The sequence below is a fragment of the Pseudoalteromonas sp. Z1A2 genome (assembly GCF_011378755.1).
In the GTDB taxonomy this organism is placed as follows: domain Bacteria; phylum Pseudomonadota; class Gammaproteobacteria; order Enterobacterales; family Alteromonadaceae; genus Pseudoalteromonas; species Pseudoalteromonas distincta.
This window is the reverse complement of the sequence record NZ_WTKX01000001.1, coordinates 208,653-234,104: the sequence shown is the minus strand read 5'-3', so window position 1 is coordinate 234,104 and position 25,452 is coordinate 208,653. Positions and strand designations below refer to the sequence as shown.

The following is a 25,452-nucleotide window of genomic DNA, read 5'->3' as shown; positions in this document are numbered from 1 at the left end:
TAAATTATTCAAATAGTTATGCAGATTGGTATCAAATGCTTTGCTGTTAACAATAGGAAATACCATGGCAACGAGTCCACACACACAAACATTTAAAGATGTAAACGAAGAGCAACTTCCTGTTGCTAATAATAAGCTTCACGGCTGGAAGCATTTTGCAGGGCTATACGCCGGCGAACATGTTGCGGCTACTGAATTTGTTATTGGTGCAACGTTTGTTGCATTAGGCGCTTCAACCATCGACATTCTACTGGGTTTATTAATAGGTAACCTGTTAGCAATGTGTTCTTGGTGGCTGATTACTGCACCCATTGCAGTAGAAACCCGCTTAAGTTTATATAACTACTTAAACAAAATTGCTGGTAACTCAATGACCAAGCTCTATAACTGGGCTAACGTGGTTATTTTTAGTGTTATATCGGCCGCGATGATCACGGTATCCTCCACCGCCGTGCGGTTTTTGTTTGATATACCTGCGCAACTTGATTGGTATCCAAATAGCTTTTGGTTTGTAGCCATTGTTTTAGCTGTTGGCTCCATTGTTGTATTTGTTGCGATGTATGGCTTTTCTACGGTTGCTGACTTTTCAAAGCTGTGTGCGCCGTGGCTATTTGTTATATTTATTGCAGGCTCGTTTGCGTTATTCCCTGAGCTTTCAAATCACGTATTAGGTTCTACCTCTTTAACTAGCTTTAGCGACTTTATGACCATAGGTGACTCCTCCATATGGACGGGCACCAATGCCGATGGTGAAAAGGGCATTGGCCTATTAGAAGTGATTGGCTTTGCATGGGCTGCTAACTCAATAACTCACTTTGGTTTAATCGACATGGCTATTTTTAGATTTGCTAAACGCAAAAGCTATGGTTTGTTTTCTGGTGTGGGCATGTTTTTTGGTCATTACTTAGCGTGGATCTCTGCCGGTATTATGGGCGCAGGTGTTGCGGTATTACTTAAAACAACTATTTCATCACTTGATCCGGGCGATGTTGCATACCATGCATTAGGTTGGACTGGATTTGTTATTGTAATTATAGCGGGCTGGACTACAGCTAACGCAAACCTTTACCGCGCAGGTCTTGCTGCACAATCTATATTTGTAAATCAGTCACGTGAGCGTACAACCGCTATTGTAGGTGTTGTAACCGTGATTATTGCGTGTTTCCCGTTTGTATTTTCACAAATGCTACCGCTACTTACTTACGCCGGCTTATTAGTTGTGCCTGTGGGCGGTATTGTGTTTGCTGAGCATGTGTTATTTCCTAAAATTGGCCTAACACGTTACTGGGCTAAATATAAAAATATTACCCGCAGCGTACCGGCTATAGCATCTTGGGCGTTAGCACTTGTGTTTGGCTTTGGCTTAAACGCAATTGATGTAATGTCGTTTTACTACTTATTTATTCCTACATGGATTTTCACCATTGCTGTTTACACGCTTTTAGCTAAAAAATACGGCGCTGGTGACGATTACACACAAGAGATTGCAGCAGAAAAGCAAGAGCAACGTGATATTAAAGAATATCAAGCAGCTGAGGCTAAAGACATTCCAAAGCCAGTAATTGACAGCTCTGTATTTACCAAAGTACTTAACGCGGTTTCTACTGTTTCGTTGGTTATTATTTTTATATTTGCCAGCCAAGTGATGTTTTTCAGTGAAACTATGAGTATGTACAGCGCTAATAAATCGCAATTCGAAATAGCCTGTTTTATTTGTACTGTTATTTATTTTGTTACTGCGTACTGGTCGTTAAAACGCCATAAAGTACTCAATACAGCATCGTAATTACTTATCGTAATACAGTATCGTAATTTATATTTTATCTTTGTTTAGTAAGGTCACACCATGACACAATACCAACACACTGACGCTCTAGTTACAGGGCTAAACCAACAGAGCTTGGCTCAATTACCAAGCCATGTTGATACACCAACCTACGACCGTAGCGCAGTTAAAGCCGGTATTGTACATATTGGTGTGGGCGGTTTTCATCGTGCTCACCAAGCAGTGTATGTCAACGAGCTTTTAAAAACTCCGGGCTCTGAGCAATGGGGTATATGTGGTGTTGGTCTTTTAGAGGGTAACCGTGGTCTGCGTGATATTTTAAAGCAGCAAGATTACCTTTACACGCTTACTGTTAGACACCCAGACGGTACAATAGATAACAAAGTAATTGGCTCAATGATCGACTTTTTGTTTGCTCCAGAGGACAAACAAGCGGTAATTAATAAGCTAGCGCACAGCGATACTAAAATTGTGTCGCTTACTATTACTGAAGGCGGTTACAACTTTAACCCTGCAACGGGCGAGTTTGATTACAGTAATCCAGATATTATTAACGACATTAATAACCCGAACGACCCAATTACAGCGTTTGGCTACATTACTGCTGCGTTAAAACTTCGTAAAGATCAAGGCCTAGGCGCGTTTACAGTACAGTCGTGCGATAACATTCAGCACAACGGTAACGTAACACGCAAAATGCTTTTAGCCTTTGCTACAGAGCAAGACAAAGACCTAAGTGAGTGGATTGAGCAAAACGTATCGTTTCCAAATGCGATGGTTGACCGTATTACACCGGTATCTAAAAAGAGTGATATTGATTACGTGGTTGATGCATATGGTGTTAGCGACGAGTGGCCAATTACCTGTGAGTCGTTTACACAATGGGTAATAGAGGACACATTTAGTGACTCTCGTCCAAATTGGGATGTTGTTGGTGCTCAGTTTGTTACTGATGTAACGCCTTATGAAACCATGAAAATACGTTTACTTAATGCAGGGCATTCTGTGCTTGGTTTATTAGGTTCAATCCATGGCTATGGCACTATTGACGAAACGGTATCGGATGAATTATTTGCCACATACCTACGTGCTTTTATGGATAAAGAAGTAACGCCAAATCTTGAACCACTTGAAGGCATTGACCTTGAAAGCTACAAAGATACGTTAATAGAGCGTTTTGCTAATCCTAATATTAAAGACAGCCTAGCGCGTATCTGTAGTGAAAGCTCAGCTAAACTGCCTAAGTTTTTAATTGCCACAATTAACGAAAACCTAGTACAAGGTCGAGATGTATCACTGGCAACGCTTGTTATTGCTACTTGGTGTTTGTACAGCGATAAAGGTTTAAGTGAAAACGGCGAGCAACTTGAAATTCAAGATGCGATGCACAAAGAGCTTAATTCTTACGCGCAAGAGACTCAAACTAGCCCAATTGCATTTTTAAAGTTAACGAGCTTGTTTGGTAAGCTTGAGCATAACGAAACGTTTACTGCTGAATATAAAAAGTCGATTGCTGCGTTGTATGCACCTAATAGTAAAATTAAAGCCATTATGCAGGCTGTACTTGATCAAAAGAGTAACTAATTATGAGCATTTTAATTAATCATAAATCAGGCGAAAACGTAAGTGTTAGCTGTTTTGGCGAAGTACTGTGGGATTGTTTTGATTCAGGTAAACGCTTAGGTGGCGCGCCACTTAACATGTGTGTGCGTATTAACTCACTTGGCATTAAAGCCGACATGATCAGCGCTGTTGGTAACGACGAGTTAGGCGCTGAGCTACTAGGCGAAATTACTAGCAAAGGCGTAAGCTGCGAATACATTGCTATTAATAGTGACAAAAAAACTAGCACGGTTGAGGTAACGCTCGACAGTGGTGGCTCTGCAAGTTATGAAATAGTGGCAGACTCTGCGTGGGATAATCTAGCGCTTACCGATGAGTTACTTAGTAAAGTTAAAAGTAGCGATGTATTTGTATTTGGCAGCCTAATTGGGCGAAGCGAAGCGTCTTTAGCAACATTAAATCAACTAGTTGATGTAGCAAACTTTAAAGTATTTGACGTAAATCTACGTGCACCGCATTACAAGCTAGAAATACTTGTAAATTTAATGAATAAAGCAGACTTTATTAAGTTAAACGATGAAGAGCTATACGAAATTGCAAAAGCGATGGGTTGTAAGTTTCATTCGCTTGAACAAAATTTAGCGTTTATAGCACAGCAAACAAATACCGATTACTTATGTGTAACCAAAGGTAGCCACGGTGCTTTATTAACAATCAAAGGCGAAAATTTTTATAATTCAGGTTATTTAATTAGCGTAATTGACACTGTTGGCGCAGGGGATTCGTTTTTAGGTTCGTTAATTTATCAGCTTTGTAGCAACGACGACGCGCAATATGCCGTTGACTTTGCATGTGCCGTTGGAGCAATGGTCGCCGAAAGTTCTGGTGCAACACCTACTTTAACGCATCAACAAATTAGTGAGTTTATGAACCCACTTTAAAAAAACATTGTGTGTGAAAGCGGTTATACGTAAAAGTTTAACCGCTTTTTTTGTGCCTAAAATAAGACATAGGCGATAAGTGAGTGTTAAGTGCGCAGGTTGCGTAAATAGTGGCTTATATCGATTATTGTATTAGCTAAACGTCTTATTGTTTGAGGGTTAAAGCTTTGTTATCGTTCGTCGATTATTCACGGATTGAAAAGGCGGGGCGACACACAATGCGCTCTATAACTAAAATACAAAAAGAGAAACGTGCTTTATGATCATCTTTTTTATCTGCCTCACTATTTTAATACTGGGCTATAAGTTTTACAGCCCATTTGTTGAAAAACAAGCCGGTTTGGATTCAACTGCTGACACACCACAAAAACGCTTTAGCGAAGGTGTTGATTACGTAGCTGTTCACCCTGTACGAGCATTTTTAATTCAGTTTTTAAACATTGCTGGCGTAGGTCCAATATTTGGCCCAATTTTAGGTGCTTTATACGGACCAGTTGCACTAGTATGGATTGTACTTGGTAATGTTTTAGGTGGAGCTGTACACGACTTCTTCTCAGGTGTAATGAGTATAAAAGAAGACGGTAAAAGCCTACCAGAAATCGCAGGCCATTATTACAACGTCGTATTTAAAGGCTTTATGCTTGTATTTACTGCCATGCTACTGTTTTTTGTAGGTGTAGTATTTATTATGAGCCCTGCAGGTTTGCTAAGTAACCTTGATTTTTTTGAAGGTACAATACTGGCAAACAACACCTTTTGGGTACTTGCTATTTTAGCGTATTACTTTTTAGCTACCTTGCTACCAATTGATAAAATTATCACTAAGTTTTACCCAATTTTTGGTGCGCTAATGATTGTAATGACAGTGGCAATTGCTATTTCATTACTTATTAATGCGCCGCACTTACCGGTACCAAGTGACTTTTTAGCTTACTTTGAAGCTGATCACGCACATGACTTTTTAGAGCCAAACCCAGATGGATTACCAACATGGCCATTGTTATTTATAACAATTACCTGTGGTGCTATTAGTGGTTTTCACTCTACTCAAGCGCCTATTATTGCGCGCTGTTTAACTAACGAAAAATACGTACGTCCAGTTTATTACGGCGCTATGATGTGTGAAGGTATTGTAGGTTGTGTATGGGCACTTGCTGGTATTGCAGCGTTCCCAGATGGTTACGCAGGCTTAAAAGCATTGCTTGACCAAGGTGGTCCAGGCTTAGTTGTTAACCATGTAGCTAACAGTTACTTAGGCGTATTTGGCGGTATAATGGCAATTATTGCAGTAGCCGTATTCCCAATTACTTCTGGTGATACAGCGTTCCGCTCATTACGTTTAACTGTTGTTGATGCGTTTAATATTCCACAAAGCTTACGTAATCGCTTACTAGTGGCGGTGCCTATACTTGCTATAGCGTACTTTATGACGAAGCTCGATTTCTCATTAATTTGGCGCTACTTTGCATTTTCAAACATGCTGCTTTCTACAAGCGTATTATGGCTTGCCACTAAGTACTTGTTTGACCGTGGTACATTCCATTGGATTGCCAGTGTTCCTGCTGTTATAGCAACAGCGGTAACGGTTTCTTATATTGGCACTGCAGCAATTGGTCTTAACTTATCAAGCGATTTAGGTAAACCTATTGGCGCTGTAGTAACAGTGATTGGCTTAATTGTTTTAGCAATTGTGCACTCTAAGCATAAAGTTAAACCAACAGCGGTTTAATAATCACATAAGTTATTTCAAGCATTAAAAAAGCGAGCTATTGATAATCAATAGCTCGCTTTTTTTGTGTACTAAATTTAGGTATTACTGAGTTGCAAGTTCAAAGTAACTATTATCGTCGAGCGTTTTGCTTATCATCATAGCGCCCTCAAGCAGGCTCACTGTTTGAATAGCTGCTTGAGCGGGGTTAGGCTCACCATTAGTTAAGTGTGCAGCGCTAAGCCATGTTAGATTTTGATTAAAAAAGCGTTTTACTTCAAGGCGTACTTTATCTGGAAGGCTATCGCTTTCGGCTCCTAGTAACCCACATAAACACATTTTTTTATCGGTTACTAATGCACGTCTAAAAAGCTGAGTGTACACATCAATAGGATTTTTACCGCTTGCTTTAAGCTCGCTTGGCTCGCCTAACGCAGCTAAAAAAGAATTAGTATATTGATGAGCAAGCTCAGCACCTAAATCGGCCTTAGTCGCAAAGTGATAGTGCACACTGGCGCTTTTAATTCCAACTTCGCTTGCGAGCTCTCTAAAACTAAAATTACTGTATCCGCCAAGGCGTACCTTGTTTTCAGCTGCTTTTAATAAAGCTTCTTTTTTACTCATTTTTAATATTTCCTATCTGCAGTAACACCAGTTTTATTAAAAACATGATCATTGTATCGCATTAAATAACACACTAACTGCGTTAAAAATTATTCATACAGAATAACTAGATGTCATGATTTTCGCCTCGTTATTGCGCTATTTTCCTAGCGCAATAATAGATCACTTATTTAATGCAATTGGTACAGCAAAATTATCGACCAGTAGGTAGTTATTTACAAGTGTTTTTACTTTTAAGCAACTCCATAATTTTATTATGAATTAAGTTAAATCCCATAAATCAGAAAAATTTAAACGTTGACTTAAATTTAGTTTAATATTATAAATTACCTATCGATAGGTAGGTTCCGCCATTGGCTCACTTTTAAACAATAAAGATAGAGATTGCTATGAAAATTTATGATGTAGAAAACTTTCCAAACCCACTTCGTGTTCGTATCGCTTTAGCTGAAAAAAATGCCACTGCAAATGTTGAGTTTGTACCTGTTGATTTATTAAATGGTGAGCACAGAACAGAAGCCTTCTTAGCTAAAAATCCATTAGCAGGTGTGCCCGTATTAGAGCTAGATGACGGCACGTTTATATCAGAAAGTACCGCTATTACTGAGTATATTGATACCGCATTTGAAGGCCCATCTTTAATGGGTGAAACCGCAAAAGAGCGTGCAGTAATTAACATGATGCAAAAACGCGCAGAATCTATGGTGCTTGACGCTGTGGCAACTTACTTTCATCATGCAACTGATGGCTTAGGTCCAGAGCTTGAAACGTATCAAAATGTGGCTTGGGGTGAAAAACAAGGCGAAAAAGCACGCCAAGGGTTTAGCTATTTTAATGATGTACTAGCGCAATCGGCGTTTGTTGCTGGTGAGCAGTTTAGTATTGCTGATATTACATTGTATGCTGGGATGGTATTTGCTGGATTTGCACAAATAGCAATCCCGAATGAGTTAACCCATTTAGTTGCATGGCAAGAAAAAGTAGCAAAACGCCCAAGTGTTGCAGCTTAATTAGGTTATTAGTTTAAAATTTAAGTGGAGTTACGGTTAGGAGCCAAATATGAAAATTGCTGCCGATTTTAGTAAACGAGTTGTGGTACATAGCGAATCACTTCCGTGGGTTGCATCGCCAATGGCGGGCGTTGATAGGCGAGCGCTCGATAGAGTGGGCGACGAAGTTGCTCGCGCAACGACCATTGTTCGTTATGCACCTGGGAGTGAATTTTCGCCGCATGTACATACAGGCGGTGAAGAGTTTGTTGTGCTTGAAGGGGTATTTCAAGATGAACATGGTGACTTTGCGGCAGGTTCTTATATCCGTAACCCACCGCAATCAAAGCACAAACCGGGGTCTGAAAATGGCTGCGTTATATTTGTAAAGTTATGGCAGTTTCAGCCAGATGATCGAACCCACGTGCGTTTACAAACGGACTTGATGCAAAGTACGGCGCACCCTAGTTTTAAAAATGTAGCCGTAACCCCTTTATACAAAGACGATTTTGAAGACGTAAGCTTGTTGGACTTTAAGCCCAACGCCTGCATGGTTATAAGCGCAAAAGGCGGAGCTGAGCTGCTAGTACTTGAAGGCTCATTTGATGAGCAAGCCGATACCCTTGTAAAAAACAGTTGGTTAAGAGTGCCTATTAATAGCTCTGTTAACGTTAAAGCGGGAAGTAATGGTGCAAAAGTATGGCTTAAAACGGGCCATTTAACTGATGTAGAAAACCAGATATCTCGCGTACAAAATGCGTAATTGAGTCGTTTATTTGAGACTATTTAATGATCTAGCTCAGAACTATTTATTGATTTAGTTCAGGACTATTTATTGATTTAGTTCAGGACTAATTAATTTTAGAAGGTGTACTTTTACCACTCAGCCTATTTAAGGAGAGCAGTAATGGTACACACAACACATGGTTTATCGATTGGTCTTGAACGTGCAGGAAGAGAGTTTTTTTTAAAACTTAAAGCCGTTGGTACGCTTACTCACGACGACTACAAAATAATTACCCCAATGATAAATTCAGCTCTTGGCGAAGTTAAGCACCCAGTTGTAAACGCCTTAATAGATGGTAGCGAGCTTGAAGGTTGGGAATTACGCGCAGCGTGGGACGACCTCAAGTTAGGTGTTAAGCACTCTAAAGAATTTAAAAAAGTAGCTATTTACGGTAATAAAGAGTGGCAAGCTCGAATGGCCAAAATAGGTAACTGGTTTATATCGGGTGAGGTTCAATACTTTGAAAATGCTACCGCAGCCATAGATTGGCTAGACGAATAATAAATCCCTTCTTTCAAAAAATAGCGCTTACAAAGCGCTATTTCAACTCTTAAATAAAGGACTTATAGCGAACGTTTAATAGTTTTCGCTTATTGTTAAGTATCAATTTTATCAAAATACGTTACTAAGCTATCAATAAATGAACGAAGTGCAAGTGACTGATGTTTCCTAGAGCGGTAAATACCGTATATGTTCAAAGTTTGTGGTTTAAGGTGTGGTAGTAAATGTATTAACGTTCCATTATTTATATATTTCTGCGCAGCAAACTTAGGTTGTAGAGTTATTCCTTGATTATTAAGAGCAGCTTTTAACAGTAAGCTCGAATCATTAGCACTGAAGTTACCAGCAATCGCTACAGATACGGGTTTTTCAGGGTGTGAAAAATGCCACATACTTTTTTCAAACCGTGAATAGTTCAAACAGTTATGGCGACTCAAATCATCCGTAGTTATAGGCTTAGAGTTTTTTTCTAAATATTCTGGGCTTGCACATAATACTGAATGGCATTTCCCAAGTGGGCGAGCAATTATATTAGGATCTAAGTCATTGGTAATTCTAATTGCTAAATCTATTCGCTCTTCTACCAAATTTGTAACGTGATTACTAATTTGTACATCAATACTGACTTCGGGATGAGCGTGCAAGAATTGTTGCAACATATCTGGTAGTACATCATGTGCTAAAAAAGGCGAGCACGACAACCTAATTTGCCCGTTTAATCTGTTATTACTTTCTATTGGCGCACTGATGTTTTGGGCGATGGCAATGAGCTCTCGGCTATGATTAAGTACTTTTTCACCCTCTGACGTGAGTGTTATTTTTCTTGTTGACCGATGGAGTAGTTGGGTATTTGCCCACTTTTCCATTTGATTCAAATACCGTGTAACCATAGATCTAGACATATCTAAAGCACGGGCAGCACCGGCTAGACTTTTCTGCTCTACAATTTTTATAAATACATCAGCTGCAATAATTCTATCCATTCACTTTGCCTATATGTTCGATTTATGCAACAGATAGTTGCATTCTGCCTAGTTTTTCATTCTTAAATTGCAACATACAATAGCCTCATCTTAACGAAATAACAAACAGGCTACTGAGAATGAAAAAAGTTAAACACGTATTAGCAGCAACAGCTTTATTAGCAAGCACATTAATGCAACCGGTATTAGCGCAAAGTGAATTAGTTGTTGATGTATATAACCCACAAGACAAAAGTATTTTTGCTGTTTCATCAAGCATTATAAGTGGTGATAACGAAGTGTTATTAGTGGATGCCCAATTTCAGCGTAATGATGCACAAGCATTGGTTGAAAAAATAAAAGCGAGCGGTAAAACATTAACAGCTGTTTATATTAGTCACAGCGACCCTGATTTTTACTTTGGTTTAGATGTAATTAAAGCTGCTTTTCCAAAAGCAAAGTTATTAGCGACTAAATCAACAGTAGAGAATATTAAGCGCTCAATGCAAGGAAAGTTAAATTATTGGGGGCCTATTTTAAAGAGCAATGCACCTAAAGAACTTATTTTGCCAGAAGTAATGCTATCTAATAGCCTAACTATAGATGGGAAAGAAATTATTATTAAAAATTTACAGCATGATCCAAAGCATACTTACCTTTGGATCCCTTCTATAAAAACAGTGCTGGGTGGGGTTGTAGTATTTGATCAAATGCATGTGTGGTTGGCCGATTCGAGCACTGCTGCAGAGCGTCAAACTTGGCAGTCAACATTAGATAACATCGAGAATTTAAAACCACAGACTGTTATTCCAGGTCATTTTTTACAGGGCAGTAAACAAGACCTTTCTGGTGTGTCATTCATGAAAGGATACTTAAATAAAGCGGATAGCGCTGCAAAAAATGCAAAAAACTCAACTGAATTTGTAGAGATAATGACTCAAGCTTACCCTGATTTAGGTGCAAGAAGCATTTTAGAGTTGGGCTCAAAAGTGGTTATGGGTGAGATGCAATGGCACTAAGTGCCCTTGCGTTAAGCAATTATTTAGATAGGAAATATTAATGAAAAACGTAACGTTACATATAATTGTTGACCCTTTATGTGGTTGGACTTACGGCAGCGTGCCCTTGATCACCGCTGCTGAAAATATTGATGGTTTAATTGTAAAAGTACACAGTGGAGGTATGCTAACAGGTGATAATGTCAAACCTGTGACTCCTGCATGGCGTGAATTTGCACTTAAAAACGACAGTGTCATAGCGAAGAAAACCGGTCAGGTATTTGGTAGTAACTATACTGATGGGCTTTTAAAAACCAACGATATTATACTCAACTCGGCTCCGGCTATTACCGCTATATTGGCAGCGCAAGCGCTTGGTATATCAGGTGGGGAAATGCTTAATAGTATTCAACATGCTTATTATGCTCAGGGTAAAAACATTATGCAGCTGCATGTACTGACTGATATTGCATTGGAGCTGGGTTTAAACAAGGCCTTATTTGAAACCCACTTTAATGCGCTAGAAGGCGGTGCAACAGATCAACATATAGCACAAAGCCGAGGCTTATTGCACGATATTCATGGGCAAGGCTTTCCTAGTGCAGCATTTGAATTTAACACAGGTAAGTGGCAAAAAGCCGATATAGCCCATTATTATGGAAAAACTGAGCAGTGGGTTACCTACTTACAGCAATCAGTTGCGCTAGTATAGTGTGATGAAATTTCTAAATAATAAAGCTGTTTATATTACAGCTTTATTGAGCTTCCTTTTTATAGTGCAAGGGTGTGCAAAAATGAACAACATAGACATAATTAAAAGTACGTATGAAGGCAAAACATCACAAGAGAATGGGCAAAATTTAGTTGCTCATGCAAGTGATACTATTACTTGGAAAGAGGCTGACGGTTTTGCTTATGCTGATACATACCATGGTATGAATGACATTACTGAACATGTTTTTCAAAAGCTTGCAAGCGAGTGGTATAACTACACGTTTACGCCACAAAACTACTTATCCCAAGATGATACTGTTGTAGTGTATGGCACGTACTCTGGTACTTATATTAAAACGGGTAAAAAAATGCAAGCTAGGGTCGCGCATATTTGGCAGCTTAAAAATCAAAAAATAACGCACTTTGAACAAATAGTGGATAGTAAAATGGTGTTTGATGCTATGCAGTAACTACGCGTTACTGCATATATTTGAACTTAAAAAACATTAGGTCTATTAAAGTACATCAGCCAGCACAGGTAATGCCGGAAATGCCCCTTTAGCTAAACACGCTTTAGAGCCACATTTAAGAGCGAAGTGCAGGGCGCCTTTTATGCTCGCTTTATCATTTAGTTTATCTGCTAGTGGTAAATCACTTCCTAAGTTATTTAAGTAGTATAAAACCCCCGCTATAAATGCATCACCTGCGCTTGTTGTATCTACGGCGTTTATTTTTGGTGCCGATTCGTTAAGTGTAAATGCGCTGTGGTAAACCGTGGCAGGCTCTGGTCCATCGGTTAAAAACACCAGTTTTACTCCGGTATTTAATAGCATTTGAATGTAATCATCGCTCGTTGTATCGCTATGCTGAGCTAAAAAATTAAGTTCGTCACGCGAGAGTTTTACTATGTCACAATAGGTGTAACAGGCTTTTACATTGCTTGCTATATCGTTTGTGTTTTCCCACAAGCTGTAGCGTAAATTCACATCAAAACTGACGAGCTTATTATTCGCTTTTGCAAGTTCTAGCGCTTTAACCGTTGTGTTGGCAATTGCTGATTCGGTTAATGTGTTTGAACAAAAGTGTAGTGTGCTTATTTCTTGCCAATTTATATGCGCTAAATGCGCCTGCGTTAATAGTACATCGGCTGTGTTATGGCGATAAAAGCCAAAACTACGCTCGCCGGTTTCATCAAGGCTTACTATAACCATGGCGGTTTGTGAGCCTGCAATGGTAAATAAATAGTCTGTATTTACATTGTATTGCGCTAATGCATTACTTAATTGATTGGCAAAATGATCGTCCCCTTTACCACCACAAAATGCAGCCTCTGCGCCGAGTTTTGCGTAGCCAACAGCTACATTGGCAGGCGCGCCACCTGGTATAGGTAAATAGGCTGAGTTATTAGCATCTTGTGGCAGCATATCAATTAATAGCTCGCCTAAGCACAGGAGTTTAGTCATTTGGAATATCCTAAAAAGCCTAGCAAGGCTAGGCTAAAAAACGTGAAGGGTGTTATTTATTCATACTTTAAAAGGCGCTACAGTGACTACTCACCGCAGCGCAATACACACATTTAGTTAAAAGCGTATTTTAAAGTTACCGACGTTGTGCGGCCGTTAATAGTACGGGCACGAATAATGTTATTTTCAGGTACTGAACCTTCTTCTGCTTCTGTAATACCTACTGTATCGAAGAGGTTATTCACATTAAGCGCAATATTAAGGTTTTCAGATAAGTCATAGCTTACAAAGCCATTTACCTGTGTGTAGCCGTCAAATTGTAGATCGTTATTATCTTGAGCGTATGCATCGGTAGTACCAATGAAACTTACCCCTGCAGCGCCTTTTTCATAGTTGTAACGTGCCATTAATGAGTAAATTAAATCGGCTTGACGACGTGGTGTATTACCTACAACATCTGGGTTAAGCGCATCTTTTGCTATTTCTGCATCGGTCCAAGTTAAATTACCGCGAAAATCCCATGCATCAATAAAGTAAGTAGATTCTATTTCAATCCCTTTTGCTTCGTATTCACGGTCAAAAAACGTTTGTGATGTTGCTTCAAAATTTTGCTCTTCAGTTTCGGCAAAAAACGCAGTAGCAAACACTGATAATGAATCAAAGCGCTTTTTAACACCAAACTCAAACTGGTTTACTTCATCAACAGCGTCTTCCTTTGCAACAGAGCCGTCGGCGCGTACTTTACCAAATAAAAGACGGTCAGCATTTGCACGCCCACCTTTACTAATACGTGCAAACGTAGCAAGGCTTGGGTCAATTTGATAATTAGCACCAATTGAATAAGAAGAATAGTTCCAGTCATAGTTTACTGGACTTGCGTTTGCTGTATCAATACCTGCAACGTTTTGCTCAGGGATTGATATTTCACCGTCGCGGTTCATATCTACAGTTGATGTTACGGCACCTGCATAGTTACCGCGAGCTTCGCCACTGTCGTAACGGGCACTTGCATCAATGCTTACGTCGCCTAATTTAGTAGAGAATGCAACGTATGGTGCACGGGTGTCGTACTCTGTGTCGTAATCACGTTGGCAACAGTTTCCCCAGTAAGGTGTGCCATATGCATATAAACCATTTTCTGAAAATTCAGTACCGTCAGCTGCAGTAACATTTAATAATGCAGCATTGTCGCCTTTAAGCTCCATAAGGTATGAATTCCATAACCACGACATAGCAATGTTTTGTGTTGACGCGTAATAACCAAAGGTAATGCTGGTGTCATCATCAAACGATTTAGTTAGTTTAAAGTCGTTAACTAATGAATCGAAGTCGTTCATTGTTACGTCAAACGTATGAATTCGCATAGCAAGGTCGTCGTTAAATGCAGCGCCCGTGTTTGCGTTACTGAGTGTTGCGCCTACACCACCAATGCTCTGTGCAATAGATGATGCGCTGCCAACCTCTGCAGGAATAAGCGAGTTAAAGTTGCCGCTTATTGATGATTTACGAAAACGGTTTTCGATACGCCAATCGTTATCTAAATCAAATACAGCTTCAAAACCAACAGAGTCAACCTTTGGATTCATACCATCGCGAATATCGCCGCTACTGATTTGGTTTTCACCATTTAAACGTACTGTTTTAGTAAATAACGCTGAGTGAGGTGTGTCTGATTGCGCATCAAAGCCAGCAATAGAGTCACCATTTGAGTACATTGGCATAGGAAGGTAGCCAACACTCTTATCGTCTAAGTGTTTGTAATAAAGGCGAACGTAACCGTTGTCGAAATCTTTAGTAAGATTAGCTTTTATTTGGCCACCTTTATTAGACGTGTAACCTGTTTCGCGCGGGCCTTCGCCTTGTCGAACAAAACCACCAACATGAAAACGCACGCTATCGGTTAAGTAAGTGCCGTATTCAAAGTCTGTACGAACGCTGTCGTAATCTAAGCCAAGTGTTGTAGATACACTGCCAGATTCGTTTTCGCCATTTTTAGAGATAAAGTTAATAATGCCACCAGGTGCATTACTTGCGGCAGTAGATGCTGAGCCACCACGAATCGATTCGATAGTTTGCACAGTGTTATCTAATCGCATAAAAATATCTGAATTACCAAAAGCGATATCACCGTATTGCAGTACAGGTAAACCATCTTCTTGTAATTGTAAAAATTTTGCACCGCCTGAAGCAACTGGCAGGCCACGAACAGCAATATTTGCATTACCTTCGCCACCTGTCGATTCTGCACGGATACCAGGAATGATTCTAAAAGCCTCGGCTGTTGAGCGAGGAGTAGACACCTGAACTTGTTCAAGTGATACGCTACTAACTGAAACGCTTGAAGCCATGATTGTTGTTCGACGTGGTACGCCGGTTACAACAATTGTTTCAAGACCTTTGTTTTGTGATGCTTCAGGTGTTGCTTGGTCTGTTTCTTGTGCGTTAACGCCTTGACTTACGGCAAGTGCTAAAGCGCTGATTAAATATAAAGGTGTATTGTGTGTTGTCATGTGAACGCCTCGTTGTGTTGAACCCAGTAGGATTTGTTATTTTCACTTAATCGATTAAGTAAAAATAACAAATATTTTACAATAAGCAAATTATTTTGTGTTTAATTTGCTCTTTTATTATTCATATGTTGATTTTAAAAGTATTTTTTATTGTATTGAGATACAAATTTATTAAGCTGTTGGGTTATTTTCTTGTAAAGCACTCATTGATGGGTCGCGTAAATAATTGAACAACATAGCTACAAATAAAATCACGGCAAACCCTGTTGCTAAGTAAAAGCCATAGCGCACATGGCCAAAGTAATCGCTGATCATACCCATAAATAAAGGAGCTAAAGCAGCCGATAATGCGGTAAAAAATAATATAACGCCGGCTACGGCTCCATGGCGCTCAGCAGGAAAACACGATATACCTTTAGAGTTTAAAGTTGGATAAACCATAGACATAAATAAACCTGAAAGAGGTAGTAACCCTACAGCCCAGTCAACGCCACCAATAAGTGTACCCACATAACAAAGCGCAATACCTAAGCTTAAATAAGCCATAACACCTTGCCAGCTATAACGATTTAGTAACCATACAGCAATAAAACGACCTGCAGCACGTAGTATAAAAAATATAGTAAGTGCATAAGTGGCAAGGAGTGGCCAAGAGCCTGTGTAGTCCTTTAATAGCGTTGGCATCCATACATAAATAGCCACTTCAGTCGCTACATAAAGTGCAATAGCTAAAGAAAAGCCAAGTGCATAAGGGTTTTTTACCATTTTCATGGTCGTGGCCAAAGAGGCTGGCTTTTCAGTTGTTTTAACTACGTCAGGGTAGTCTGCGCGCCATGCTAATAAAGCAAGGATTAAACACATTACGCCCGCAGTAATGTACAGGTATGTCCAACTAACGTTTTGCACTAATAAAACACCAACTAGGGCAGGGCCTACAATAGCGCCAATGCCAAAAAAGCCCTCAACCTTGTTCATAGTTTTAGTATGGTCGTCGTTACTATGTGAAATATCGCCAAGCAATGCCAGTGCGCCGGTTTTAAATAAACCAATGGCCAGGCCTATGCAGCAAAGCAATACTAAAAAGAAAGTAAAACTGGTGCTAAATGCAAATAAAAAACAACTCGCGGAAAATATTAATAGACCTAGCATAATGGTTTTTTTACGGCCAAGGCTGTCAGCTAAAAAGCCTAAAAATAATCCACTAAAGGCAATGAGTGCCATAGGAGCGTAATGAAATGCACTAGCTTGAGTCATGCTCAAACCGAAATCTTTTATAAGTTCGGGGATTATCATGCCGACTGCGTCAGAGGTCATGGCAAACATAAAAAACATCATGTATGTAAGCCAGCGTATTTGTTGCAGTGGGTCGCTGCTTACGTGAGTGTGTGATTTTGTCATGTGTTTATTCCTCGTTAAATTCTCTATTAATACTTCGTAAGTCAGTCAGTTGCTTACTGTAGTATTACGTGAGACACGAAATTTGTATGTAAAATTATTAAAAATTACTTGTAAATTCTTACTCGCTAGTTAAAGATATATCTTAATCGATTAAGATTCAACATGGTAATCACACAATGATGAAGAATAAAGTTCAATTGATCACATATGCTGATCGAATCACTGGCCAAAATATAGGCGCGCTAACCACACTTTTAAACGGCCCTTTAAAAGGCGTATTTGGTGGTGTGCACTTATTGCCATTTTACAATCCTATTGATGGCAGCGATGCTGGCTTTGACCCTATTGACCATAGTGAAGTTGATTCTAGAATAGGCACTTGGGAAGACATACAAGTATTAGGTAAAGATCTCGACTTAATGGCTGACCTAATTGTTAACCATGTATCGGCGCAGTCTTTTCAGTTTCAAGATGTATTAGCTAAAGGTAAGCAATCAGAATTTTGGGATTTGTTTTTAACCAAAGATGATGTATTTCCAAATGGTATGAGCGAAGCTGAGCAAAAAGCAATTTACCGCCCACGTCCTGGTAGTTGCTTTACCCCAATGAAATGTGGTGATGGTAAAACGTATGACTTCTGGACCACTTTTACCGATAACCAAATTGATATAAACGTAAAAATAGAAGCCGGTGTTGCGTATTTAAATAACGTACTCACTAAATTTTCGGCTAACAATGTAAATATTATTCGTTTAGATGCGGCGGGTTACGCTATTAAGCAAGCTGGCACTAACTGCTTTATGCTTGATGAAACGTTTGGCTACCTAGATAACTTATCTAAGCAAGCAAACGATTTAGGCATGGAAACCATTGCAGAAATTCATAGCCATTATCAAACTCAGGTAGAAGTGGCAAAACGCGTAAATATGGTTTACGACTTTGCGTTACCACCGCTTATTTTACACAGCTTATTTAACAACGATGTAGATGCACTGCTCAAATGGTTACAAATTTCGCCACGTAATTGCTTAACTGTACTTGATACACATGACGGTATTGGCATTATTGACGCAGGTCCAATGGGCGACAAACCAGGGCTATTAAATGCACAGCAGATTGATAACCTAGTAGAAACAATGCACGCCAACAGCAACAACCAAAGCCGCCAAGCTACGGGCGCTGCGGCGAGTAATGTCGACTTATATCAAGTTAACTGTACGTACTACAACGCATTAGGCGCTAAAGACTTTGATTACTTACTGTCGCGTGCAATTCAATTTTTTGCTCCAGGTGTACCACAAGTTTATTACGGCGGCCTATTTGCTTGCGAAAACGACATGGAATTACTGACAAATACAAATGTAGGCCGTGATATTAACCGCCCATATTTAGATGCAAATATAATCGACAAAGCCTTAAATAAGCCTGTAGTAAAAGGTTTAATTGAATTAATTAAAATTCGCAATTCACACCCTGCATTTGCAGGTGAATTTAGCGCCCAAGGTGAAGGCAGTATGTGTTGTTTATCGTGGCAACTAGATGAGCAAACTATTTCACTTACTGTTGATTTTAAATTACGCCATGCACTTATTACGCAGGTAAATGGTGATGAAGAAACAACGATTAACTTAAATTCATTTTTAGCTTAATGTTATAAAAGTAATTTACAAACGCCATGTAAAGCAAAAGCCAAGCTTAAGTAGCTTGGCTTTTTAACACATAAAACTATTACAAGGTTTGTAAGCTAACTACTCGCACCAATCTCTAATTCGTAACTGACTTCCTGAGTTTTTTCTTCTTTAGAAATAAATAATTCAGCGGCTATAACGCCTTTTTCTTGGCTGTTTTGATGAATGGTGGTGAGGCGAGGCACAAACCGGGCTGCTTCATCAATACCATCAAAGCCCACAATACGCAGTTCTTCACCTATTTTTATGCCTTGTTTTATTGCTTCTCGCATTGTGGCAAGCGCAATTAAATCACTCATACAAATAATAACGTTAGGACGAGGGGAGGCACTTAAAACCTCTTTAGCAGCAATATTAGCAAAACGCTCGCTACTTTCAGGAATGTTCCAAATACGATCGTCAGCTACCGTAATATTTGCCTCGCTTAAAGCGCGTTGATAACCACGTAAACGTTGATGCGAAATAGATTGTCCGGTTTCAAATTCGTGGTGTTCATACACGCGGCATAATACGTTTTCATCAAGTAATCTAAGCCCTAATATAGCCACTTTATCGCTTTGATTATGCAGTACGTGTTTAGCAATTTCGTAACTTGCTTGCTCGTTATTAATATTTACAGAGGCATTGCGAGCAATATCAAAATCAATTGTCACTACATGTTTAGACACTGTTTTTAACTGCTCAACTAACGCGTTATTACGAGGGCGGCCATAACAAATAAAGCCATCGACAAAGTCGACTATGTTATTAAGGGTATCGCTATTACCTGAAAACAATAAAACATTAATGCCGTTTTTTTCAAGCACTGAGGTAACACCGCGCATAAAGCTACTAGCTACAGGGTCCGACACCATGTATTCCACACTATCGGGCAGCACTAAAGCGACAATATTAAATGTGCCATTACGCAACGATTGCGCGGCCTTATTGGGCCCGTAATAGCCCAAAGTTTTACACGCTGCAAGAATATCGTCTCGGCGTTTAGCCGATAGCTGATCAGGGCGATTAAACGCATTAGATACTGTCGCGTTAGACACACCTAACTCTTTAGCAATACTTTTTAGGGTCCAGCGGGTTTGCTTACTCATACCAATTCTTTACTCAATACACATGTTAATAAACTAACATATTCAGGGCGTTAGCAAAGTAAAAAAATAAGATTTTAGGGCTAATGTCGGCATTCTTTAGGCGCAATGCCAAAGGTTTGTTTAAATAGGCGACTAAAGTGGCTCGCGCTATTAAATCCAACATCAAAGCACACTTGGCTAATTGCATGGCCTTGTAGTAATTGAGTACGCGCTTTTTTTAGTCTTAACTGTTGCTGCCAAAGGGCTGGGGTAGTGCCAAATGCGAGTTTAAATTGATGATAAAACTTACTTCGGCTCATACATGCTATTTTGCATAAGGTATTTATGTCGAGCGTTTCACTTAAGTGTTCTTCAATATAAAGCAGGGCATCGCTCACTTTTGTTTTAAGGCGTGGCTTATCGCAGCTAGCTAGCAATAGCTCGCGGCTTTGTTGTTGTAATAAACGGGTGATCAATTCGTTCAACGACAAATCAATCAAGTAATGTCGCTGTGCGCCTTGCTCACTAAATAAATGCACCATGCGCTCTAATAATTGCTGCGTTTGAATATTATGTTGGGTATGCACTAACTGAGGTACATATTCAAATAAGCCATCGTGTGCAAAATTTTGCTGCATGTTTAGTGCATTCGCCACGCTCGTTATTTTATCTGTGCTAATTTCAATGGCTAAACAGGTGGTTGGGGCGTGCATTGATGCTTGTGGAAAATCAATTAAAACACCTTGCTCTGGCGCTAATACAAACGACTCGTGTGGTAAAAATACTTTATGGTATTGGCTCCTTTCTACGTGCATTACCTTTTTGCCGCTTAGCATGGCACAAAACAGCAGCTCGTTTGAGTGCAGTGCTACCTTTTGCGCGCTTTGATACGTGTCGTAGATACTCAACTCACTGCTATCTGCAGCGAATGTGACTTTATTTTCTATTAATACATCAAGTTGTTGGCGTTTTTTGTTTAACTGAGATGTGTGCATATCAATCCTTTAGGTTTTATTAGTTTGGACTCACAGACAACTTTTGTGGACAGCTAATCAAGTTTTTAGGTACTTGTTAGTTTAATGTCAATCAACATTGATTAAATATAAAGCATTTTGTTTTATATAAATGTTCGACCTTTAGCTAACAACAATAAAGAGAGCACACACATGATATATGCAAATCCAGGTAGCGATGGCGCACTCGTAAACTTTAAACAACAATACGGGAACTACATTGGCGGAGAGTGGGTGAAGCCAGTAAATGGCCAATACTTTGATAATATAAGCCCAGTAAACGGTAAGGTGTTTTGCCAAATACCGCGCTCAGATAAAGACGACATAGAGCTGGCTCTCGATAAAGCGCATGCAGTGCGAGAGCAATGGGGCACAACGTCGGTGACCGACCGAAGTAACATACTGCTAAAAATAGCCGACCGAATTGAGCAAAACCTAGAGTTACTAGCTGTTGCCGAAACATGGGATAACGGTAAAGCAATTCGTGAAACACTCGCTGCTGATATTCCGCTCGCGGCAGATCATTTTCGCTACTTTGCAGGGTGCCTGCGCTCGCAAGATGGCAGTATTGGTGAAATTGACGAAACCACGGTGGCATATCATTTTCACGAACCGTTAGGTGTGGTTGGGCAAATTATCCCGTGGAACTTCCCTATTTTAATGGCCGCATGGAAACTTGCCCCAGCTCTTGCTGCAGGTAACTGTGTGGTACTAAAACCAGCCGAACAAACTCCAGCATCTATTTTAGTTTTAATGGAAATTATTGGTGATTTACTGCCTGCAGGCGTGCTCAATATTGTAAATGGGTTTGGTAAAGAAGCAGGCGAAGCACTGGCCACAAGTAAACGCATTGCTAAAATTGCATTTACAGGCTCTACACCTGTCGGCTCACATATTTTAAAATGTGCTGCTGAAAACATTATTCCCTCAACGGTAGAGCTTGGCGGTAAATCGCCCAATATATTTTTTAATGATGTAATGGAAAAAGACGACGCGTTTTTATCAAAAGCCATAGAAGGCGCCGTACTTGCTTACTTTAACCAGGGCGAAGTATGTACCTGTCCATCAAGATTGTTTATTCAAGAAGATATATACGAGCAATTTATTGAGCGCATACTCGAACGTACCCAACAAATTAAACGTGGCAATCCACTCGACAGCGAAACCATGGTGGGCGCTCAAGCTTCAAAAGCACAGTTTGATAAAATACTTAGTTACATAGACATAGGTAAAAAAGAAGGCGCCGAAGTACTCACCGGCGGAAACGTAGAGCAGCTAAATGACGATTTAAATGGTGGTTATTACATACAACCTACACTGCTTAAAGGTACAAACGACATGCGTGTATTCCAAGAAGAGATTTTTGGCCCTGTTATTTCTATGTCGACCTTTAAAGATGAAGCCGAAGCACTCGAACTTGCCAACAGCTCAGAATTTGGCTTAGGCGCAGGGGTGTGGAGCAGAAACATGAACCGTGCTTATACCATGGGGCGTAAAATTGAAGCTGGCCGAGTGTGGACCAACTGTTACCACATGTACCCAGCACATGCTGCATTTGGTGGTTATAAAAAATCAGGAATAGGGCGTGAAACACACAAACTAGCACTCGATCACTACCAACAAACTAAAAATTTATTAGTGAGCTATAGCGAAGACCCGCTCGGCTTTTTCTAATAAAGCAATTCAAACTTAAACACAACAACCATTAAGTAATGAGGGCGCTGCATATTTGCAGCGCTTTTATTCACATTGCTCACAACGCTACTTTAAGCGTGCTGTAATATATAAGTACAATACCAGCCGGGTTCAAAACGTTAAAACCTAAGCGTTTTAATAACTCATTACCTGCGTTAAAAACGATTTTACGATATTAACTTTTTATAAAAGTTGCTCTAAAAATGTGCAGTGATTTATGCATTGTCGGATATTACTGCTCTCCCCCATTTTGGTGTGTTACAGCATTAACGGAGATTTCTTTGTAGTTAACTAATTGTTTACAGGTGGTTATTTGCTGGCTAAGATAAATGCATTGTAATATAGGGACATTTGTCGGTTTATAAAACGACAAATGTCGTAGACAAAGTTGTTATATTTTAAGGAAACAAATTTGAATTCTGAAAACAGTGAGCTTCTCTATCCGATTGAGTCTAGAAAAGATGGAAATAAAATCATCTATGATGTTATCGATGTAGATGGAAAAGTTATGAAATCGTTTAGCACCAAGGATGAAGCTAAATCTTACTCGATAAAGCAGCAAGATATCGCTCAAAAAAATGAAATAGAGCGTATTGAAGAATTTATCAAAGGAAAGACGGACTCAAAAAAACAGGTTAAAAAAAGCCGCTCAGAGAAGCTTGGTAAAAAAATATAACAATCACTTTAAGCCGCTCGCAGGCTCGCTGGGACAGTAACGCATGGGCTCTGTCGCTTCGCTCGGATTCTAGCCCATGCGTTACTGCCCCTTATGTGGGTGTTAGGCAATACAATCTGGAGAGCACTGGATGCCGGAAAATAAAATAGCCAGAAAGGAAAGCGAAATATTTAAAGAACTAGAAGTTCTTTGCCAATCTACCGGTTACATCCACGCAATCGCATATTTCTGTTTTCGAGATAACACCATCAGATACGCTGATGAAGTGAAGCCTGAAGATGTATTGCAACAATTCTCAATGGAGCGTTTGGTAAGAACAGAAATATCTACACTAATTGGACTGGCAAGTAAAAAGAATATAGATGCAACAATACCTTCGCCAGAAGTGATGCAAGAATATATTAGCGGAACAGATGCTTTACTTCAGGAGTTGCATCATTCCATGATGCCACCAATGCAAGAGATATTTGACCCAAATAAAATTGGTGATGCTGACTTTAACCCTTTCAATTCTGGCGCTGTATTAAGAGAGTCAATTTTTTATGGGGGTGAATCAGCATACCACTTTCAGTATAGAGATCTAGCTGAAGATAAGTACAGAAAAGATAACGCATGGCTAATTGAAAACAAAGGCTATTCACTTGAGCAAGTCATGTCTGTTGTATCAGCAATTCAGGTGTTGCAGAACGACAAGATTAATGATGCTCTTGTTGGTTTAGCAAATAAACATCCAAACGAATGGACTTTCTTTGAAGCTTATACCTTTTCCTTGAGAGAAATAGCCGCTAAGTCCGGATTGGATGTTGAGGCTTGTAGCTGTGTTATTGAATCTTTTGTTTCGCCAATTGAACAAAACGACTTCATATCCTTAGATGACTTTAATCCAATAAATGCCTATCCAATAATAAAGCTTGAAGAAGATAAATACTTACTGTTTCAAAATTACAGTTTGGTAGAAGCGTTATACGAAACGCCGTTTTTTTGGTTCAATTCGGATGCGGCGTACAGAAGTATTGCGATGGGACATCGCGGCGAATTTACAGAAGAATTTTCAAGCAGAAGGCTTGTGCGAGTTTTCGGAGAAAAACGAGTTTTTCAGAATGTTGATATTGTTGATGCGAAGCGCAATAAAGTTGGTGAAATAGACGTTCTTGTAGTGTTTGCAAATAGAGCAATAGTATTGCAGGCAAAGTCAAAGAAACTGACTATAGCTGCCCGCAAAGGGAACGACTTATCTCTAAAAGATGACTTTAAAAAAGCCGTTCAAGATGCATATGACCAAGCCTTTTCATGTTCAAATTATTTATCTGACAATAACTATAAGCTCTTAGACGAAAAGGGTAATGAAATAACCATCAGAAGAGAATTTAAAGAAATCTACCCCTTCTGCGTGGTATCTGATCATTATCCCGCTTTGTCATTTCAAGCTAGGCAGTTCCTCAAGCAAAATCCTACCGATTTGATTAAACCAGCATTTGTGATGGATGTTTTCTTCTTGGATGTTGCAACAGAGATGCTAAGGTCTCCTTTGCACTTCCTAAGCTACGTCAACAGAAGAACGCTGTATGGCGATAAAATATTATCCACTCACGAGCTAACGATCTTGTCATACCATCTAAAACAAAATCTCTGGATGGATGGTGAATACACAATGATGCAGCTAGGAGATGACATTTGCGCTGACTTAGATCTTGCAATGATGACGAGACGAGATGGCATTCCTGGCAGTGAGACTCCAGATGGGATATTAACAAAGTACGAAGGAACGCACTTCGACAGATTGGTTAAAGACATTGAATTGCGTGAACATTCAGGCACTGTAGATTTCGGTTTTATGCTGTTGACACTTAGTGGCGACACAATCGAAATGATTAATGACGGAATATCGAAGCTAGTTGAATTGGGGAAAAAAGATGGTAAACATCATGATTTAACACTTGGCATAAGTGAAGGAAGTACGGGGCTTACTATTCACTGCAACAATGACTCAGATTCCGAGGCTGCGAAGCGGTTAGATCGTCATTGTGAGGTCAGGAAATATGAGCAGAAGGCTGACCAATGGTTCGGTGTATGCATTGGCACCAGTTCCCAAAGGTTGAGATTTGGTGTTAGTAAAGAGTTTAAATGGGAACAGTCTGATGAAATGGACAAGGCGACTAAGGGTCTTCCTAAGCCTCAGTCATTGAAAGGAAAAAGTAAGGTTAATTTTAACACAGTAACTAGAAAATCTAAGAAGATTGGGCGTAATGAAAAGTGCCCATGTGGTAGTGGGAAAAAACACAAGAAGTGCTGCTTAAAATAGGGAGCTTGCCCCGACTATGCCTAACAAAAAGCTGCACGCGGATAAATTACTCGCTACGCTCCCAATT

At 39.7% G+C, this 25,452-nt stretch carries 21 protein-coding genes; 14 read left to right on the top strand and 7 right to left on the bottom strand.

What is annotated here, in order from left to right; genetic code table 11:
• The first annotated feature begins 64 nt into the window (after positions 1-64).
• From GQR47_RS00955 to GQR47_RS00940, 4 genes are all read left to right on the top strand, one after another.
• Positions 65-1,786, top strand: coding sequence for a hypothetical protein (locus GQR47_RS00955; RefSeq protein ID WP_165723387.1), 1,722 nt, complete (start codon positions 65-67; stop codon positions 1,784-1,786).
• A gap of 60 nt (positions 1,787-1,846) precedes the next feature.
• A complete protein-coding gene (locus GQR47_RS00950) occupies positions 1,847-3,370 on the top strand; it encodes a mannitol dehydrogenase family protein (protein ID WP_165723386.1) in 1,524 nt (507 codons plus the stop codon).
• A 2-nt stretch (positions 3,371-3,372) separates the two neighbouring features.
• Complete coding sequence (locus GQR47_RS00945) at positions 3,373-4,290, top strand: carbohydrate kinase (RefSeq protein ID WP_165723385.1); 918 nt, start codon at positions 3,373-3,375, stop codon at positions 4,288-4,290.
• A 259-nt stretch (positions 4,291-4,549) separates the two neighbouring features.
• Positions 4,550-6,019: a carbon starvation protein A gene (locus GQR47_RS00940; protein WP_165723384.1), complete on the top strand. Its 1,470-nt coding sequence runs from the start codon at positions 4,550-4,552 to the stop codon at positions 6,017-6,019.
• An 84-nt stretch (positions 6,020-6,103) separates the two neighbouring features.
• Here the strand turns inward: GQR47_RS00940 and GQR47_RS00935 are convergent, their stop codons facing one another.
• Positions 6,104-6,622 carry a helix-turn-helix domain-containing protein gene (locus GQR47_RS00935; RefSeq protein WP_024595732.1) on the bottom strand — a complete coding sequence of 173 codons (519 nt, stop codon included), beginning with the start codon at positions 6,620-6,622 and terminating at the stop codon, positions 6,104-6,106.
• 389 nt (positions 6,623-7,011) lie between these two features.
• Here GQR47_RS00935 and GQR47_RS00930 point away from each other — a divergent pair, with 389 nt between their 5' ends.
• From GQR47_RS00930 to GQR47_RS00920, 3 genes are all read left to right on the top strand, one after another.
• Entirely contained in the window at positions 7,012-7,632 is a 621-nt protein-coding gene (locus GQR47_RS00930) for a glutathione S-transferase (protein WP_024595731.1), read from the top strand.
• A 49-nt stretch (positions 7,633-7,681) separates the two neighbouring features.
• Entirely contained in the window at positions 7,682-8,374 is a 693-nt protein-coding gene (locus GQR47_RS00925; protein ID WP_024595730.1) for a cupin domain-containing protein, read from the top strand.
• A 144-nt stretch (positions 8,375-8,518) separates the two neighbouring features.
• Positions 8,519-8,899 carry an STAS/SEC14 domain-containing protein gene (locus GQR47_RS00920; protein WP_002960091.1) on the top strand — a complete coding sequence of 127 codons (381 nt, stop codon included), beginning with the start codon at positions 8,519-8,521 and terminating at the stop codon, positions 8,897-8,899.
• A 95-nt stretch (positions 8,900-8,994) separates the two neighbouring features.
• On the opposite strand, the gene GQR47_RS00915 is transcribed toward GQR47_RS00920, so the two are convergent.
• Positions 8,995-9,882 (bottom strand): LysR family transcriptional regulator, encoded by an 888-nt coding sequence (locus GQR47_RS00915; protein ID WP_024595729.1) that lies wholly within the window; start codon positions 9,880-9,882, stop codon positions 8,995-8,997.
• 119 nt (positions 9,883-10,001) lie between these two features.
• On the opposite strand from GQR47_RS00915, the gene GQR47_RS00910 reads away from it, so the two are divergent.
• The 3 genes from GQR47_RS00910 to GQR47_RS00900 all read left to right on the top strand — a co-directional run bounded on the left by GQR47_RS00910 (position 10,002) and on the right by GQR47_RS00900 (position 12,043).
• Entirely contained in the window at positions 10,002-10,880 is an 879-nt protein-coding gene (locus tag GQR47_RS00910) for an MBL fold metallo-hydrolase (RefSeq protein ID WP_024595728.1), read from the top strand.
• A gap of 40 nt (positions 10,881-10,920) precedes the next feature.
• Positions 10,921-11,571, top strand: a complete 651-nt coding sequence (locus GQR47_RS00905; RefSeq protein ID WP_024595727.1) for a DsbA family protein — start codon at positions 10,921-10,923, stop codon at positions 11,569-11,571.
• 82 nt (positions 11,572-11,653) lie between these two features.
• A complete protein-coding gene (locus tag GQR47_RS00900) occupies positions 11,654-12,043 on the top strand; it encodes a nuclear transport factor 2 family protein (protein WP_024595726.1) in 390 nt (129 codons plus the stop codon).
• Between the two features lie 45 nt (positions 12,044-12,088).
• On the opposite strand, the gene GQR47_RS00895 is transcribed toward GQR47_RS00900, so the two are convergent.
• The 3 genes from GQR47_RS00895 to GQR47_RS00885 all read right to left on the bottom strand — a co-directional run bounded on the left by GQR47_RS00895 (position 12,089) and on the right by GQR47_RS00885 (position 16,944).
• Positions 12,089-13,036, bottom strand: a complete 948-nt coding sequence (locus GQR47_RS00895) for a carbohydrate kinase (protein ID WP_154902963.1) — start codon at positions 13,034-13,036, stop codon at positions 12,089-12,091.
• A gap of 113 nt (positions 13,037-13,149) precedes the next feature.
• Positions 13,150-15,546, bottom strand: a complete 2,397-nt coding sequence (locus GQR47_RS00890; RefSeq protein WP_024596984.1) for a TonB-dependent receptor — start codon at positions 15,544-15,546, stop codon at positions 13,150-13,152.
• A gap of 171 nt (positions 15,547-15,717) precedes the next feature.
• Positions 15,718-16,944, bottom strand: a complete 1,227-nt coding sequence (locus tag GQR47_RS00885; protein ID WP_039488390.1) for an MFS transporter — start codon at positions 16,942-16,944, stop codon at positions 15,718-15,720.
• A gap of 176 nt (positions 16,945-17,120) precedes the next feature.
• Between GQR47_RS00885 and gtfA the strand changes: the two genes are divergently transcribed.
• The gene (gtfA, locus tag GQR47_RS00880) at positions 17,121-18,593 is read left to right on the top strand and encodes a sucrose phosphorylase (protein ID WP_165723383.1); all 1,473 of its coding nucleotides are present in this window, start codon (positions 17,121-17,123) and stop codon (positions 18,591-18,593) included.
• A 95-nt stretch (positions 18,594-18,688) separates the two neighbouring features.
• Here gtfA and GQR47_RS00875 read toward each other — a convergent pair whose 3' ends face one another.
• Both GQR47_RS00875 and GQR47_RS00870 read right to left on the bottom strand, forming a co-directional pair.
• The gene (locus GQR47_RS00875) at positions 18,689-19,720 is read right to left on the bottom strand and encodes a LacI family DNA-binding transcriptional regulator (RefSeq protein ID WP_165723382.1); all 1,032 of its coding nucleotides are present in this window, start codon (positions 19,718-19,720) and stop codon (positions 18,689-18,691) included.
• Positions 19,721-19,800: 80 nt separating this feature from the next.
• Positions 19,801-20,694, bottom strand: coding sequence for an AraC family transcriptional regulator (locus tag GQR47_RS00870; protein ID WP_024596981.1), 894 nt, complete (start codon positions 20,692-20,694; stop codon positions 19,801-19,803).
• A 171-nt stretch (positions 20,695-20,865) separates the two neighbouring features.
• Here GQR47_RS00870 and GQR47_RS00865 point away from each other — a divergent pair, with 171 nt between their 5' ends.
• The 3 genes from GQR47_RS00865 (at position 20,866) to GQR47_RS00855 (ending at position 25,385) form a co-directional block, all read left to right on the top strand.
• Entirely contained in the window at positions 20,866-22,386 is a 1,521-nt protein-coding gene (locus GQR47_RS00865; protein ID WP_024603552.1) for an aldehyde dehydrogenase family protein, read from the top strand.
• A 433-nt stretch (positions 22,387-22,819) separates the two neighbouring features.
• Positions 22,820-23,083: a hypothetical protein gene (locus tag GQR47_RS00860; RefSeq protein ID WP_024596980.1), complete on the top strand. Its 264-nt coding sequence runs from the start codon at positions 22,820-22,822 to the stop codon at positions 23,081-23,083.
• A 130-nt stretch (positions 23,084-23,213) separates the two neighbouring features.
• Positions 23,214-25,385, top strand: coding sequence for an SEC-C metal-binding domain-containing protein (locus tag GQR47_RS00855; protein ID WP_024596979.1), 2,172 nt, complete (start codon positions 23,214-23,216; stop codon positions 25,383-25,385).
• The last annotated feature ends 67 nt before the right edge of the window (positions 25,386-25,452 follow it).